This window comes from Methylobacterium sp. J-059, assembly GCF_022829485.1.
GTDB lineage: Bacteria > Pseudomonadota > Alphaproteobacteria > Rhizobiales > Beijerinckiaceae > Methylobacterium.
On the sequence record NZ_JAKSYA010000063.1, the window covers coordinates 47,960 to 63,073 of the forward strand.

The window sequence follows — 15,114 nt, forward strand, 5'->3', positions numbered from 1 at the left end:
GTCCGCCCGAGGGGAAGACGCCGAAATCAGCGATCGGATTCGTCGAGGTGGAAGTGGACCTCGTGGATGTTGGCCCGCTCGAAGGCCTGCATCACGTGCTGGTAGGACCGCTCCATCTCCGTCACCGCGTCGCCGGGCGTGTCGTCCGGCTTCAGCACGAACATCAGCATCGAGCGGCCGGTGACGTCGTAGCGCTCGCCCGAGGCGAAGCTCGCGATCTCCTGGCTGTCGGGCAGGTTGGTGTCGAGCAGGCGCGTCCAGGCCGATCCGCCGACCGATTCCGGCAGGGTGAACTGCACGAGGTCGTGGTAGGCGTTGTACATGATGAGCAGGGTGGCATCACCGCCGCGGCGGTGAACGCCGGTCGCCTGGGCCCGCCCGTCGAGCAGCACCGCGAGCGAACGCGCGCCGCCGTCGGTCCAGTTCTCGGACCCCATCTCGGCCCCGTCCGGACGCAGCCAGGTCACGTCCTTGACGCCGAACTCCTCGTCGTACCGGCCCGTGAGGAAGCGGCCGCGGCTCAGGATCGGAAGCGCGTTGCGCAGCAGGATCAGGCGTTGGGTGAACTCGGCGAGATCGCGCTCCTCGGCGCCGATCGCCCCCCAGTCGATCCACGAGACCTCGTTGTCCTGGCAGTAGGCGTTGTTGTTGCCCTTCTGCGTCCGCGCGAACTCGTCGCCGGCCAGCAGCATCGGCGTGCCGTGCGACAGGAACAGGGTCGCCAGCATGTTGCGCATCTGGCGCAGGCGCACGGCGCGGATCGCCGGGTCGTCGGTCGGTCCCTCGACGCCGTAATTGTACGAGAGGTTGTGCGAATGGCCGTCGCGGTTGTTCTCGCCGTTGGCCTCGTTGTGCTTGTCGTTGTAGGCGACCGTGTCGTGCAGGGTGAAGCCGTCATGCGCGGTGAGGAAGTTCACCGAGGCCCAGGGCTTGCGCCCGCGCTTGTTGAACTTGTCGGCCGAGCCGGTGATGCGGTTGGCGAGATCGGGCAGCAGACCCTCGTCGCCCTTCCAGTAGCCGCGGACGTCGTCGCGGAAGCGGTCGTTCCACTCGGCCCAGCCCGGCGGGAAGCCGCCGACCTGGTAGCCGCCCGGGCCGCAATCCCACGGCTCGGCGATGAGCTTCACGTCGTTCAGCACCGGGTCCTGGCGGCAGGCGTCGAGGAAGCCGCCGCCCTCGTCGAAGCCGTGCGGCTCGCGGCCCAGGATGGTGGCGAGGTCGAAGCGGAAGCCGTCGACGCGCATCTCGGTCGCCCAGTAGCGCAGGCTGTCCATGACGAGCTGCAGCACGCGCGGATGCGAGAGGTTGAAGGTGTTCCCGGTGCCGGTGTCGTTGATGTAGTAGCGCTCCTGCCCCGGCAGCAGCCGGTAGTAGGAGGCGTTGTCGATCCCCTTGAACGACAGGGTCGGGCCCTTCTCGTTGCCCTCGGCGGTGTGGTTGTAGACCACGTCGAGGATCACCTCGAGGCCGGCGCCGTGCAGGCGCGCGACCATCTCCTTGAACTCGGAGAAGGCGAAGTCCGGCACCGCCGCGTAGCGCCGCGCGGGGGTGAAGAACGAGATCGTGTTGTATCCCCAGTAATTGACCAGGTTCTTTTCCTGCAGGTAGTCGTCCTGAACGAAGGCGTGGACCGGCAGCAGCTCCACCGCGGTGACGCCGAGGCTCTTGATGTAGTCGAGCACGTCGGGGTTGCCGAGGCCCGCATAGGTGCCGCGCAGGCGCTCGGACACCCGCGGATGGTTCTTGGTCAGGCCCTTCACGTGGGCCTCGTAGATGATGGTCTTCTCCCAGGGGATGTTCGGCTTGCGGTAGGCGCCCCAGGTGAAGGCCGGGTCGATGACCTGGCTGCGACGGGTGAACGGCGCGCTGTCGCGCTCGTCGAAGGTCAGGTCGTCGCCGGTCTCCATCTGGTAGCCGAACAGGGCCGGGTTCCAGGTGATCGAGCCGACGAGCCCCTTGGCGTAGGGGTCGATCAGCAGCTTGTTGTGGTTGAAGCGGTGCCCGGCCTTGGGCTCGTAGGGGCCGTGGACGCGGTAGCCGTAGATCGTGCCGGGGCGCGCGTCGGGCAGGTACCCGTGCCAGACCTCGTCGGTGTATTCGGGCAGCGCGATCCGCTCGATCTCCTTCTCGCCGGACTCGTCGAACAGGCAGAGCTCGACCTTGGTCGCATGGGCGGAGAAGACGGCGAAGTTCACGCCGAGGCCGTCCCAGGTCGCGCCGCGGGGATAGGGCTTGCCTTCCTGGATGCGCGAACGAACGGGACGGGTCGAGGCTGCGTAGCGGTTATGGTCGGCCATGTTCACTCCGGCGGCCGGGGCCGCATCACGACGACCGCTGCCTGACGCTCGGCAGCGGGGCCCCCGGGCCATTTTGTGAACGTGCGTCCGTGGGCGAAGCTCCGCCGTGCGCGAAATTTTTGCAGCGCAGCGAGGGGTGCCGAAGGTTCGGGCGGAAACCGTTCGCGGGCCTGGCATTTTTGCGCAGCCCGGGTTCTTCCACCGCTCCGCCGACCGCGGCATAGTGCGGGCTCGCCCCGGGCACGAGGCCCGGCACACGCGGCCCCCAGCAGCGCCTCGGCGCATCGCGTCCCCCGGAGCAGCCCGCATGACCCTTGAGGCACACAACGACGAGGGCCCCGACCACGCCTCCGGGCTGCAGATCGTGGCGGATCGCCACGGCGTCAGCCTCGAAGCGGTGCGCCATCTGATGCGGGCGCTGGAGGCCGGCAACGGCACGATGGCGCAGTTCGACCACCCGGAGCTCGGCGGCATGGGCCAGTGGTTCTCCGGCGGCATGGTCATGGTCGGGCGGATGTTCGACGCGGAGCTGAAAGCCCGCGTCGCCGGCCTCTGCGCCGAGCTGGCCGACGCCCTGCCCCCGGGCGGCTGGAGCGGGAGCGGCCGGGCCGCGGGCGGCCGCGGCGGCGGCGAGTGGTGGCCGGCGGGCCTCGGCCGGCCGTCGAGCGCGGGCGCCCAGAACGGCCTGCGCTATGCCTACTTCCCGGAGACGCGGCGCCTGGCGATCGAGTCCGACGCCGGGGTCGCGCTCTACGACACCGGCGAGCACCAGATCTCGGGGGTCTCCCAGTCCGACGGCGCCCTGCGCTTCACCGGGCCGCAGGGCAGCATCGCCCTCGATACGCTGCGCCGCCTCGCGCCGGACGCGCCGACGCCCGCGCACGACGCTTCTCCCGCTTCGGCCCCTGCCTCCGCTCCTGCTACGGCGCCGGACTCGTCGGGCGACGGGGACGTGTTCACGAAGATCGAGCGGCTCGCCGAGCTTCACGGCCGCGGGGTGCTGACCGAGGCCGAGTTCGCCGAGAAGAAGGCCGACCTGCTCTCGCGGCTCTGAGCCGGCGCCCCATATCGCAGGGGCGGCCGCGTTCCGGGCCGCCGGACCCCGCATGGCCTCGATCGGCGACCTCCTCGACATCTCCACGATCTATCACGAGCCCGCGGTGGAGACGTTTCCGCGCGGGCGCGAGATCCTGGCGCGCTACCCGGACGCGACGCGCATCCCGGTGCCCTCGCACTGGAACATCCCGGCGCTCCACGGTAACGAGGGCTCGGTCGAGGACTGGGTCCGGATCAAGCGCTCGACGCTGGTGCTCGGGGTGAAGAAGGGGCTGACGATGCGGCCCAACGGCCGCAGCGCCCACTTCATCGCGCCCTCGACCTCGAACGGCTGCGCCATGGCCTGCGCCTACTGCTACGTGCCGCGGCGCAAGGGGTTTTCCAACCCGATCTCGCTGTTCGTGAACGTCGAGGCGGCCTGCGCGGCGATCGCGCGGCATGCCCGGAAGCAGGGCGCGCTGCCGGAGCCCGACACCATCGATCCCGCCGCCTGGGTCTACGACATCGGCGAGAACGGCGACCTCTCGGTCGACGCGGCGATATGCGACAACGTCCGCGACCTCGTCGCGCTGTTCCGCACCCTGCCCAACGCCAAGGGCTCGTTCGCGACCAAGGCGGTGAACCGCGACCTGCTCGCCTACGACCCGCAGGGGCGCACCCGCATCCGATTCTCGCTGATGCCGGCACGGATCGCCAAGGTGGTCGACGTGCGCACGACGCCGATCGCGGAGCGGATCGCGGCGATCGACGACTTCGTGGCCGCGGGCTACGAGGTCCACGTCAACTTCTCGCCGGTCATTCTCTACGAGGGCTGGGAGGCGGATTGGCGGGCCTTGTTCGCCGAGATCGACGGCACGCTGTCGGACGCCGCCAAGGCCCAGCTCAAGTGCGAGATCATCCTGCTGACCCACAATGCCGGCCTGCACGCGGTCAATCTCGGCTGGCACCCGCGCGCCGAGGAGCTGCTGTGGCGGCCCGACATCCAGGAGGCCAAGGTCTCCGAAGGCGGGGGCGCCAACGTCCGCTACCGCGCCGGCTGGAAGGGCCGCTGGCTCACCCGCTTCAAGGCGGTGCTCGCGGAGACGATGCCGTACTGCACCGTGCGCTACGCGTTCTGAGCGGCGGGATCGAACCGTTCTCCGCCCCTGGGCGTTCCCGACCGCATCCGGGAGGACCGACCATCATGAGCGATCACGCACGGTACCTGAGCGAGGCGGTGCAGTTGGCCGCCGACAACGTCTGCGACGGCGGCACGCCCTACGGCGCCGTCCTGGTGCGCGGCGACGAGGTCCTGGCCCGGGTCGCCAACAACGTCCACACCACCAACGACCCGACCGGCCATGCCGAGATGGTGGCGCTGCGCGAGGCGAGCCGGCGCCTCAACAGCCGCGACCTGTCCGGCAGCGTGATGTACGCCAGCGGCCAGCCCTGCCCGATGTGCCACGCCGCGATGCGGCTGTCGGGCATCCGCGAGGGCTACTTCGCCAACGCCGCCGCCACGGCCGGCGAGTTCGGGCTGCTCGGCGCCGAGATCTACGCCGAGCTGTGCCGCCCGCTCGACGCGCAGCCGATGCGGCTGAAGCACCTCGACGTGCCAGACGCGACCGCGCCCTACGCGGCCTGGAAGGCGCGCAAGGACGAGGCCTGAGCCGATCGGCTCGGCGCGTCCCGGTCAGTGCGTCCAGGGCGCCGTGCGGTTGAACTTGAAATTGTCGGAGTAGGACAGCCCCTTGCGCGGGGGGGCCGTCTTCGGCTCCTCGACGCGGTAGGCGATGCCGGCCTTCTTGGCGTAGGCGACCGCATCCTCGAGGGACTCGAACTTGAGGTGGACCTGCTGCAGCATGTCGCCCGAGCCGGTCCAGCCCATCAGCGGGTCGGTCTCGCGCGGCGCGGTCTGGTCGAACTCGAGGTGCCAGACCTTGGTCCGGGCCGTCCCCGACTGGGACGCGTCCTTCGACGGCTGGAAGATGCGGGCGCTCGACATGGCCTTCAGACACCGCTCCGGAAATCGATGGTCGGGGCGATAGGATTCGAACCTACGACCCCCTGGTCCCAAACCAGGTGCGCTACCAGACTGCGCTACACCCCGACATGCCATCGGTCTTACGGGTTCGCCGGGGCGCGGGCAAGGTTCGATCGGTGTCGCGGCCCTAGACGCGGATGTCGAGGACCGTCCGCTCCATCGCGTCGGACGCGCGCAGGACCGCCGCGTTGGCCGCGAAGGCGGCCTTGTCCTCGATCAGCCGGACGGCCGTGCTCGACAGGTCGACCTGGGCCGCGCTCGGAAGGCTCGTCCCGATCTCGGCCACGCGCGTGGCGGTCGACTCGAACCTCTGCGACGCGGCAGCAAGGCCGGCACTGCTGATCGACGTCGCGCTGATCATGACCCGCCTCCCCGATGACGCGACTCAAACCATGGCGGGCCTAAAGGAAACGGCCGAGGATTGCCGCGCATTTGATCGATGGCGGCGTGAAGACGAAGATACGATTGCGAAAGGCCGACGGCCAACGTGGTCCCTGCGGTATGACCGATGCGCGGGCGGTCCCAGAGGCGCCCCGTGCCGAACGCCGCTTGATCCGCGGCCCATCCGACCCACCTGCGGCATCGAGGGCGCGACGGTCCACGTCACCTGAGGATGTTTCGATGATCGATCTCTACTACTGGCCGACCCCGAACGGTCACAAGGTGACGATGTTCCTCGAGGAGGTCGGCCTCCCCTACACGATCAAGCCGGTCAACATCGGCAAGGGCGAGCAGTTCGATCCCGGCTTCCTGAAGATCGCGCCGAACAACCGCATGCCGGCGATCGTCGACCACGCGCCGGCCGACGGCGGCGCGCCGATCACGCTGTTCGAGTCGGGCGCGATCCTGCTCTACCTCGCCGAGAAGACCGGCCGGTTCCTGGCCACGGACCTCCGCGGCCGGCAGGAGGCGCTGCAATGGCTGTTCTGGCAGATGGGGGGCCTCGGCCCGATGCTCGGCCAGAACCACCACTTCTCGCAATACGCCCCCGAGAAGATCCCCTACGCGATCAACCGCTACGTCAACGAGACCAACCGGCTCTACGGCGTCCTCGACCGACGGCTCGCCGACCGCGACTTCGTCGCCGGCGATTACGGCATCGCCGACATGGCGGCCTATCCCTGGATCGTCCCGTGGGAGAAGCAGGGCCAGACCCTCGACGATCACCCGAACCTGAAGCGCTGGTTCCACGCCATCGCCGAGCGCCCCGCCACCAAGGCCGCCTACGCCCGCGCCCCGGATGTCAACCCCGACCACGGCAAGACCATGAGCGAGGACGCCAAGAAGGTGATGTTCGGGCAGACGGCGGGGAACACCAAGCGCTGACGCGCACCTCCCTCCCCCCTTTGCGGAGGGAGGAAAGCGGCGTTACCGCCGCAGGCCGTCCAACCGCACCGGCGCCGCGTGCGGCCGCGTCGCCAGCATCTCGTCGATCAGCGCCAGGACCTCGGCACGCCCGCAATTGGCGGCGGGCTCGAACGGGGTCCAGGTCTGGGTGAAGTCGAGGCGGGCGAACACGTCGCGGTAATGGCGAAGCTCGTTCGTCGTCAGCGACACGCCGCGCACGAAGGCCTTGTGCGCCGAGATCGTCACGGCGCGGCGGAAATCCTCCGGGTCCAGCTCGAACTTCAAAGCGTCGCCGCAGAAGCAGATCTTCCGCCGGCGATCGAACAGCACGGCGTGGCCGTCGAAGTGGCCGGCGGTGCGGTGGAGCTCGAGGCCCGGCAGCGGCTCGAGGAAGTCGTCGTAGGGCCACGAGACCTGCAGCGCGGCGCTCCAGGCGAAGTCGGCGGCGGGCAGGCACAGCTCCGGGTCGAACCGGTCCTGCAGCTGCACCAGCGCCCCGTAGGCGTGCGGGTGCGAGGCCGAGAGCACCTGCATGCCGCCCAAAGCGGCGATGTGGTCGAGCGCCGCCTCGCTGAAGACCGGGCAGCCCTCGAAGCCCATGTTGCCGGCCTCCGTGCAGATCAGGTAGCTCGACGGGCCAATGCCCGATACCGGCTCGTTCCAGAACCGCCAGACGCCCGGCTCAAGCTCCTGCCAATGGCAGGGAAAGCGCGCCTGCGCCTCGTGCTTCGTCCAGAAGCGCCAGCCGTCCTGCGGCACGACGTGGCGGGCGTCGAGGCACATCGGGCAGGCCGGCGGGGTCTCGAAGTGGCGCTGCCAGAAGCCGCAATTGTCGCAAACGTAGGCCGGCAGATCGAGGGCGCCGGCAAAGGGCAGGTATCCGGGCACGCGTCGCCTCGTGGCAGTGGGGATGGTGCGGGGTTCCTATCAGGCGCCCCGCCGGAACGGGAGCCCGTCAGGGCCGCGGCAGCAGCCGCCGCGGGGAACGCGCCACCGCCGCGGCGCTCGCGAGCCCCGCCAGGGCGATTCCGGCCAGGCCCGCCATGAGCAGGTCGCGCTCCCGGCTGGTCCAGAACGCGGAGCGGGTGCGCTTGGTCCGGGCGCCGAAGCGCCCGTCGATGCCGACGTCGCCCGGCACCGGGGCGTCGAGGTTGCCGGCCCGGTACGGCAGGTCCTCGTCGGCCATCTGCTTGGGCCACATCTCGGCGGCCTTCCGGTCGGCATAGCCCGGGACCAGGGCCTGGGCCGCCGCCATCATCACCGTGCTGCGGCCGACCCAGACCTCGCGGCGCGGATGCTCGGCGGCGTAGACGATGGCCTCGGCGCACAGGCGCGAATCGTAGACCGGGTCCGGCGCATTCTGGTCGCGGCCGGTCCGGTTGCGGGTCCAGCGGTATTGCGGGGTGTTGACCGCCGGCAGGTAGATCACGCTGAGCGAGACCGCGGACTTGTCGTGGATCAGCTCGCAGCGCAGCGAATCGGTAAAGCCCGAGACGGCGAACTTGGCCGCGCAGTACGGCGCCTGCAGCGCCGCAGCGCGGTAGCCCAGCCCGGACGAGACCTGGATGATCGCCCCGCGGTCGCGCGGCTTCATGAAGCGCAGGGCGGCGAGCGTGCCGTAGACCTGGCTGAGATAGGTCGTCTCGGTGACGCGGCGGTACTCGGCCGGCGTGATCCGGTCGGCCCGGCTCACCACCGTCGACATCGCGTTGTTGACCCAGGCGCGGACCGGCCCGAGCTCGGCTTCGATCCGGGCGGCGGCGGCGTCGACCGCCTCGGCATCCGACACGTCGGCCGAGATCGTCAGCACCGGGCGGCCGTAAGCCGCGAGGGCGGCGGCGGTCGCGCGCAGCCGGGCCTCGTCGCGGGCGATCACCGCCACCGACCAGCCGCGGGACGCGAACAGGTGGGCGGTGGCCAGGCCGATCCCGGCGGTGCCCCCTGTGACGACTGCGACCCGTGCCATGCGCGACTTCCCCCGACGTACCGCAGCGACAAGCGGTTGCGGCGCAAACGGTTGCGGCCCGCAGGCCGTGCCCAATGGACACGCCCTGCGGGCCGCGAAGGTCGCCGGCGTCGGGCCGGATCAGGTATGCGCGGGCGCCGCGTGCGCCGGGGCGCCGCCGTGGCCGTCGTCGGTGGTCTTGCCGCGCTTCTTGCCCACCCAGATCACGATGTTCCGGATCATCACGTAGAAGACCGGCGTCAGGAACAGGCCGAAGAAGGTCGCGCCGATCATCCCGAAGAACACCGCGGTGCCCAGCGCCTGGCGCATCTCGGCGCCGGGGCCGGTGGCGATCACCAGCGGCAGCACGCCGAGGATGAAGGCGAAGGCGGTCATCAGGATCGGGCGCAGGCGCAGGCGGCAGGCCTGGATCGCGGCGGCGACGGGGCCCTTGTGCTCCGCCTCCTCGATGTCGTGGGCGAACTCGACGATCAGGATGGCGTTCTTCGCCGCGAGACCGATCAGCACGATCAGGCCGATCTGGGTCAGGATGTTGTTGTCCTGCCCGCGCAGCTGCACGCCGAACAAGGCGGCCAGCACCCCGGTCGGCACCACCATCAGGATCGAGATCGGCAGCGCCCAGCTCTCGTACTGCGCGGCGAGCACCAGGAACACCAGCAGGATGCCCAGCGCGAACACGTAGACCGCCGTGTTGCCGGTGGCCTTCTGCTGGTAGGCGATCTCGGTCCAGTCGTAGGCGTAGCCCTCGGGCAGCGCCTTGGCGGCGATCTCCTCCATGGCGGTGAGCGCCTGGCCGGTCGAGACGCCGGGCTTGGCCACGCCCTGCACCGGCACCGAGTAGTACAGGTTGAACCGCTGCACGATCTGCGGGCCGGCGACGGTGCGCAGCGAGGCCAGGGTCCCCAGCGGCACCAGCGCGCCGGTGGAGGAGCGGACCTTGATCTGCGAGATGTCCTGCTGCGAGGTCCGGTAGGCGGCATCGGATTGCAGGCGCACCTGGTAGATGCGGCCGAGCGTGTTGAAGTCGTTGACGTAGGCGCCGCCCAGGTCCGCCTGCACCGAGGCGAAGACGTTGGCCAGCGGCACGTTCAGCATCCGCGCGATCGTGCGGTCGATGTCGAGGTAGAGCTGCGGCGTGTCGTTGCCGAAGGTGGTGAACACCCGCTGCACGTCGCTGCTCTGGTTGGCCTGGCCGATCAGCTCGCCGGCGGCGGCCAGCAGCGGCCCGGTCTCCGAGGATTGCCGGCTCTCGACCTGCATCTTGAAGCCGCCGCCGTTGCCGAGGCCGCGCACCGGCGGCGGCGGGATGACGATGACCCGCGCCTCCTGGATGTTGGCGGTGGCCTTCAGCACCTCGCCGGTGATCACCGCCGCGCTGCGCCCGTGGGTGGCGCGCTCCTTGGCGCCGGCCAGCGTGATGAACATCACGCCGGAGTTGGTGGTGTTGGTGAAGGTTGCGCCGTCGAAGCCGGCGATGATGACGGTGTTGGTCACGCCGTCGATCTTGCGCGCTTCCGCCGCCGCCCGGTTCACCGTCTCGGTGGTGCGGTCGAGCGAGGCGCCGGCCGGCAGCTGGACCACGCCGATGAGGTAGCCCTGGTCCTGGTCGGGGATGAAGCCCGTCGGCGTCGTCTGCACGAGGTGGATCGTGCCGAAGATGACGAAGCCGTAGAACACCATCACGGCGACGATGCCGACGCTGTAGCCGGTGAGCAGGCCGACGACCCGGGCGTAGCCGTTCGAGAGCGCCTCGAAGCCGCGGTTGAACAGGTCGGCGAGCCAGGCGATGAACCGCGTAAGGAAGAACTTCGGCTGCTTGCGGGCGGGGTGGGGCACCAGGAGCAGCTTGCAGAGTGCCGGCGACAGGGTCAGCGAGTTGAAGGCGGAGATAATCGTCGAGGCGGCGATCGTCAGCGCGAACTGCTTGTAGAACTGGCCCGAAATGCCGGGGATGAAGGCGGTCGGGATGAACACCGCGGCCAGCACGAGCGCGATGGCGACGACGGCCGAGCCGACCTCGTCCATGGTCTTGTGCGCAGCCTCGCCCGGCGACAGCCCCTCCTCCATGTTGCGCTCGACGTTCTCGACCACGACGATCGCGTCGTCGACGACGATGCCGATGGCGAGCACCAGCCCGAACAGGGTGAGGTTGTTCAGCGAGAACCCGAAGGCCGACATCGCCGCGAAGGTGCCGACGAGCGAGACGGGGATCGCGATCACCGGGATCAGCGCCGTGCGCCAGCTCTGGAGGAACACCAGGATCACGATCACCACGAGGCCGACGGCCTCGAACAGGGTCTTGTAGACCTCCTGGATCGACTCCTCGATGAACTCGGTCGGGTTGTAGGCGATGCGGTACTCGACGTCGGGCGGGAAGTTCTTCTTCAGGTTCTCCATCACCTTCTTGACGGAGGCCGCCGCGTCGAGCGCGTTGGTGCCCGGGCGCTGGAATGCGCCGATGCCCACCGCCGGCGTCGCGTTCAGGAAGGAGTTGGTGGTGTAGTCCTTCTGGCCCATCTCGGTGCGGGCGACGTCCTTCACGCGCACCAGGCGGCCGTTGGTCGCCTTGACGATGACGTCGGCGAACTCCTCCGGCGTCTGGAAGCGCCCCTGCGACTGCACCACGAGCTGGAACGCCTCGCCGGTCTGGGCGGGCGGCGCGTTGAGCGCGCCGGCGGCGACCTGCACGTTCTGCTCCTGCAGCGCCGTGGTCACGTCGGTGGTGGAGAGCCCGTAGGCGGCGAGCTTGTTCGGGTCGAGCCAGATGCGCTCGGCGTACTCGTTGCCGCCGAAGATCGTGATGTCGCCGACGCCGTCCAGGCGCAGCATCTCGTCACGGATGTTCAGGTAGATGTAGTTGGCCAGGTAGTTCTGGTCGTAGGTCTTGTTCGGCGAGAGCAGGTGCACGACCAGCATCAGGTCGGGCGAGGCCTTGCGCACGGTGACGCCGAGGTTGCGCACGTCCGGCGGCAGGCGCGGCTGCGCCACCGAGAGCCGGTTCTGCACCAGAACGTTGGCGATATCGAGGTTGGTGCCGACCTTGAAGGTGACGGTCAGCAGCATGTTGCCGTCGTTGGTCGACAGCGACGTCATGTAGAGCATGTTGTCGACGCCGTTCACCTCCTGCTCGATCGGCGTCGCGATCGTCGCGGCCACCGTCTCGGCGTTGGCGCCGGGGAAGCTCGCGCGCACGGTGACCGTGGGCGGGACGATCTCGGGATATTGCGAGACCGGCAAGCTCTCGTAGGCGACGAAGCCGAGGAGCAGGAAGATGATCGACGTGACCGACGCGAAGATCGGCCGATCGACGAAGAAGTGGGCAAAACGCATCGGTCAAACCTCTGGGTCGCCGCCCCTCGCGGAGCCGGCGACCGGCGTCGTCGATGGCGCCGCACCGGTCGGGACCGGTGCCGCTCGTACGCTCGAGACCGCGGACGGCCTCAGGTCTTGCTCGGCGGCAGCGTGATCGATTCCGGCGAGACCTTGGCGCCGGGGCGCACGCGGGAGGTGCCGTTGACCACGATGGTCTCGTCGCCCTTCAGGCCGTCGCGGATCACGCGGTAGCCGTCGACCTTGGGGCCGAGCTTCACGTCCTTGGCCGTCACCGTCCCGTCCTCGCCGACGAGGTAGACGATGCGCTTGTCCTGGTTGGCGGCGACCGCCTCGTCCGGGATCATGACGCCCTGGAACGGCTTCGTCGCGGGCATCGAGACGATGCCGAACAGGCCCGGCTTGATGAAGCCGTCGGCGTTCTCGACCGTGGCGCGCAGGAGGATCGTGCCGGTGGAGTTGTCGACGCGGTTGTCGACGAAGTCGAGGGTGCCCTTGCGGGTCGGCTTGGCCTCGCCCGACAGGGCGATCAGGATCGGGACGCCCTTGCCGCGCTGGGTCTGGCCCATGCCGATGCCGAGCGAGCCCTGGTACTTCAGGAAAGACTTCTCGTCGACGGTGAAGGAGAAGTAGATCGGATCGAGCGAGACGATCGTGGTCAGCATCGTCTGGTCGGTGATGACGATGTTGCCCTCGGTCACGAGGCGCTGGCTGATCCGCCCGTTGATCGGCGACTTCACTTCCGAGAAGTCGAAGTTCAACTGGGCGTTGCGGAGCGCCGCCTCGGCGCTGTCGACGTCGGCCTGCGCGGTCTGCGAGGCCTGGCGGCGCTGGTCGGTGACCTGCTCGGAGATGTTGCCGCCCTTCGACAGGGTCTGCGCGCGCTCTAGGTCGGTCTGCGAGAACGAGAGGCGGGCCTTGGCCGAGGTCAGCGAGGCCTGCGCCTGCTCCAGGGCCGCCTTGTAGGGCCGCCGGTCGATAACGAAGAGCACGTCGCCCTTCTTCACCGTGGCGCCGTCCGTGAAGTTGATCTTCTCGAGGTAGCCCGTCACCCGCGCGCGGACCTCGACGAACTCGATCGGGTCGAAGCGGCCGGTATACTGGTCCTGCTCGATGATCTCGCGGACCACGGGCTTGGCGACCGTCACCTTCGGCGGCGGGCCGCCCGGCGCCTGGGCACGGGCCTGCGGCGCGGCGAGCGCCGCGGCGATCACGATGAGGCTTGCGAGCCGACGCTTGTACATGGATGGTTCCCCAGCAGCCCGCCACCTATTCCCCGCAGCGCGCACAGGTTGTGCGACACCGCACATGGCTTCGCCGCGACCGACCGGGCGACGCGCATGCGGCCGTGCTTCGACGGGTCTACTCAATCGCTTCACCGGCCGACGACCAGTCGCGATAGCCGCCCTTGTAGTGTTCCGTGAGGCCGAGCCCGGTCTGCTGCATCGCGTTGAGCGCGTGGACCGAGCGCACGCCGGAGCCGCAGGAGAAGACCGCGCGGCGCCCGTCCGCCTCGATCAGAGCGGCCACCGCCGCCGGATCGAAGCTCGAAAGCGGGTGCATCACCGCTCCGGGGATGTGGCCGTTCTCGTATTCGTGCGGCTCGCGCACGTCGATCACCAGCATCGACCCGTCGGCGAGACCCTGCTTGATCGCATCGCGGTCGAGGTCGACAACACGCATCGAACGATTCCCTGGGAGAGAGGCCGGCCGCGCGGGCTGACGCTTTTCCTTATTCGTCAGCCGTCCGCGGTGCAACACGCCGCCGAAGGCGCGCTGCGGATCAGAGCGCATCGAGCAGCGCGTCGGCCTGCTCGAAATGCGCCGCCCAGGTCGGCGCGGCGTAGCCGTCGAGACGCTGGGCCAGCGTCTGGCGAAGCCCGGAGCCCGGCCGGCTCAGATCCTCGACCGCCCGCCCCCAGCCGAGGCCGTCGAGGGGGTCGAGGAAGGCTGCGAAGCCCTCGGCGATCTCGCGGTGGACCGGAATTCCGGAGGCGACCACCGGCACGCCGGACGCCGCCGCCTCCACGATCGGGATGCCGTAGCCTTCGGTGAAGGACGGCATCAGCAGCGCCGTGCAGCTCCGCGTGAGCGCGGCGAGGCCGTGGGTCGAGAGCCCGGAGACCTCGACGACGTGCGGGCGGATCGCCTCGCAGCGCTCCAGCAGGTCAACGACGTTCTCGGCCTCCCAGCCGCGGCGCCCGACCAGCACGAGCCGGGGCGTGGTCGGGCCGTGGCGCTCGGCGAGCTCCCGCCAGAGATGGAGCAGCAGCAGATGGTTCTTGCGCGGCTCGATCGTGCCGCAGACGAGGAAGGTCGGCCGGTCGGGGACGAAGCGCGGGCCGTCGCGCCCGAAGGCCGGCTCGACGCCGAGATGGCCGACCGCGAGCGGCGGACGCCCGAACCCGTCGGCGGCGAGGTGCGCCAGCGTCCGCTCGCCGGTATCGGCGGAATTCACGACGATGGCGGCTGCGTGCCGGCCGATGGTCCGCAGGCGCTGGCGGTGGCGCTCGGCCTCGCCGGGGCGGCCGTATTCGGGATGGGTGATCGGGATCAGGTCGTGGACGAAGAACGCCGGCCGCACGTCGGTGCGGGTGTAGAGCCAGTCGAAGCGCTCCGGCTTGTCGAGGCGCAGGTGCGAGGTGTGCAGGTAGAGGCTGCCCTCCGGCAGGGCCGAGATCGGTGCGGCGCGCAGGATCCCAAACACGGTCTCGGCCTGGATGCGCCGTCGGCGGATCGTGCCGGACCGCTGGTCGCGCCCGGCGACGGCCTCCGCCGGGCGGCCGGTGAGCCGTGCCTCGAGGCGGCGGTAGACCGGATCGGATTCGGCCACCACGTCCTCGGTCCAGCCGTCCGCGACCGCGTCGACGATGCGGGACGCGTGGTCCCGCTCGAGGATGCGCGGCCCGAGGCCGGTGGAGACCAGCCCGAAGCGCGCGCCGGCGCCGTCGAGCACGTGGCGGGCATAGGCGAGGTCGACCCGGTCGATCCCGGACGGGCTCGCATGGCGCAGGCGGGTGACGAGGCGGGTGAGGTCGAAGGCGATCGGCCGTGTCGACATGATGCTCCGGATTGCGGCCCCCATGCGGGCCGGC

Annotated in this window: 13 protein-coding genes and 1 tRNA gene; 4 read left to right on the forward strand and 10 right to left on the reverse strand. The window is 69.8% G+C overall.

What is annotated here, in order from left to right; all coding sequences use genetic code 11:
* Nucleotides 1–26: 26 nt before the first annotated feature.
* Nucleotides 27–2,297, reverse strand: coding sequence for a glycogen debranching protein GlgX (gene glgX / locus MKK55_RS06965; RefSeq protein ID WP_147844239.1), 2,271 nt, complete (start codon nucleotides 2,295–2,297; stop codon nucleotides 27–29).
* A gap of 307 nt (nucleotides 2,298–2,604) precedes the next feature.
* Between glgX and MKK55_RS06970 the strand changes: the two genes are divergently transcribed.
* The 3 genes from MKK55_RS06970 (at nucleotide 2,605) to MKK55_RS06980 (ending at nucleotide 5,001) form a co-directional block, all read left to right on the forward strand.
* A complete protein-coding gene (locus MKK55_RS06970) occupies nucleotides 2,605–3,351 on the forward strand; it encodes an SHOCT domain-containing protein (protein WP_243933895.1) in 747 nt (248 codons plus the stop codon).
* A gap of 52 nt (nucleotides 3,352–3,403) precedes the next feature.
* On the forward strand, nucleotides 3,404–4,471 hold the full coding sequence (locus tag MKK55_RS06975) for a spore photoproduct lyase family protein (RefSeq protein ID WP_147726083.1): 1,068 nt from the start codon (nucleotides 3,404–3,406) through the stop codon (nucleotides 4,469–4,471).
* A gap of 65 nt (nucleotides 4,472–4,536) precedes the next feature.
* Nucleotides 4,537–5,001, forward strand: a complete 465-nt coding sequence (locus MKK55_RS06980) for a nucleoside deaminase (protein WP_147726082.1) — start codon at nucleotides 4,537–4,539, stop codon at nucleotides 4,999–5,001.
* Nucleotides 5,002–5,025: 24 nt separating this feature from the next.
* Here the strand turns inward: MKK55_RS06980 and MKK55_RS06985 are convergent, their stop codons facing one another.
* From MKK55_RS06985 to MKK55_RS06995, 3 genes are all read right to left on the reverse strand, one after another.
* On the reverse strand, nucleotides 5,026–5,337 hold the full coding sequence (locus MKK55_RS06985; protein WP_147841429.1) for an ETC complex I subunit: 312 nt from the start codon (nucleotides 5,335–5,337) through the stop codon (nucleotides 5,026–5,028).
* A 28-nt stretch (nucleotides 5,338–5,365) separates the two neighbouring features.
* Nucleotides 5,366–5,442, reverse strand: a tRNA-Pro gene (locus MKK55_RS06990).
* A 61-nt stretch (nucleotides 5,443–5,503) separates the two neighbouring features.
* Nucleotides 5,504–5,737 carry a hypothetical protein gene (locus tag MKK55_RS06995; RefSeq protein WP_147726073.1) on the reverse strand — a complete coding sequence of 78 codons (234 nt, stop codon included), beginning with the start codon at nucleotides 5,735–5,737 and terminating at the stop codon, nucleotides 5,504–5,506.
* Nucleotides 5,738–5,997: 260 nt separating this feature from the next.
* On the opposite strand from MKK55_RS06995, the gene MKK55_RS07000 reads away from it, so the two are divergent.
* Nucleotides 5,998–6,702, forward strand: coding sequence for a glutathione S-transferase N-terminal domain-containing protein (locus MKK55_RS07000; protein WP_243933897.1), 705 nt, complete (start codon nucleotides 5,998–6,000; stop codon nucleotides 6,700–6,702).
* Between the two features lie 42 nt (nucleotides 6,703–6,744).
* On the opposite strand, the gene MKK55_RS07005 is transcribed toward MKK55_RS07000, so the two are convergent.
* From MKK55_RS07005 to MKK55_RS07030, 6 genes are all read right to left on the reverse strand, one after another.
* Nucleotides 6,745–7,611: an MBL fold metallo-hydrolase gene (locus MKK55_RS07005; RefSeq protein ID WP_243933899.1), complete on the reverse strand. Its 867-nt coding sequence runs from the start codon at nucleotides 7,609–7,611 to the stop codon at nucleotides 6,745–6,747.
* 67 nt (nucleotides 7,612–7,678) lie between these two features.
* Entirely contained in the window at nucleotides 7,679–8,689 is a 1,011-nt protein-coding gene (locus tag MKK55_RS07010; protein ID WP_243933901.1) for an SDR family oxidoreductase, read from the reverse strand.
* A 120-nt stretch (nucleotides 8,690–8,809) separates the two neighbouring features.
* Nucleotides 8,810–12,019, reverse strand: coding sequence for an efflux RND transporter permease subunit (locus tag MKK55_RS07015; protein WP_243933903.1), 3,210 nt, complete (start codon nucleotides 12,017–12,019; stop codon nucleotides 8,810–8,812).
* 110 nt (nucleotides 12,020–12,129) lie between these two features.
* Nucleotides 12,130–13,263 carry an efflux RND transporter periplasmic adaptor subunit gene (locus tag MKK55_RS07020; RefSeq protein WP_147728428.1) on the reverse strand — a complete coding sequence of 378 codons (1,134 nt, stop codon included), beginning with the start codon at nucleotides 13,261–13,263 and terminating at the stop codon, nucleotides 12,130–12,132.
* 118 nt (nucleotides 13,264–13,381) lie between these two features.
* Nucleotides 13,382–13,702: a rhodanese-like domain-containing protein gene (locus MKK55_RS07025; protein WP_147841424.1), complete on the reverse strand. Its 321-nt coding sequence runs from the start codon at nucleotides 13,700–13,702 to the stop codon at nucleotides 13,382–13,384.
* 100 nt (nucleotides 13,703–13,802) lie between these two features.
* The gene (locus MKK55_RS07030; RefSeq protein WP_243933904.1) at nucleotides 13,803–15,080 is read right to left on the reverse strand and encodes a glycosyltransferase family 4 protein; all 1,278 of its coding nucleotides are present in this window, start codon (nucleotides 15,078–15,080) and stop codon (nucleotides 13,803–13,805) included.
* Nucleotides 15,081–15,114: the final 34 nt, after the last annotated feature.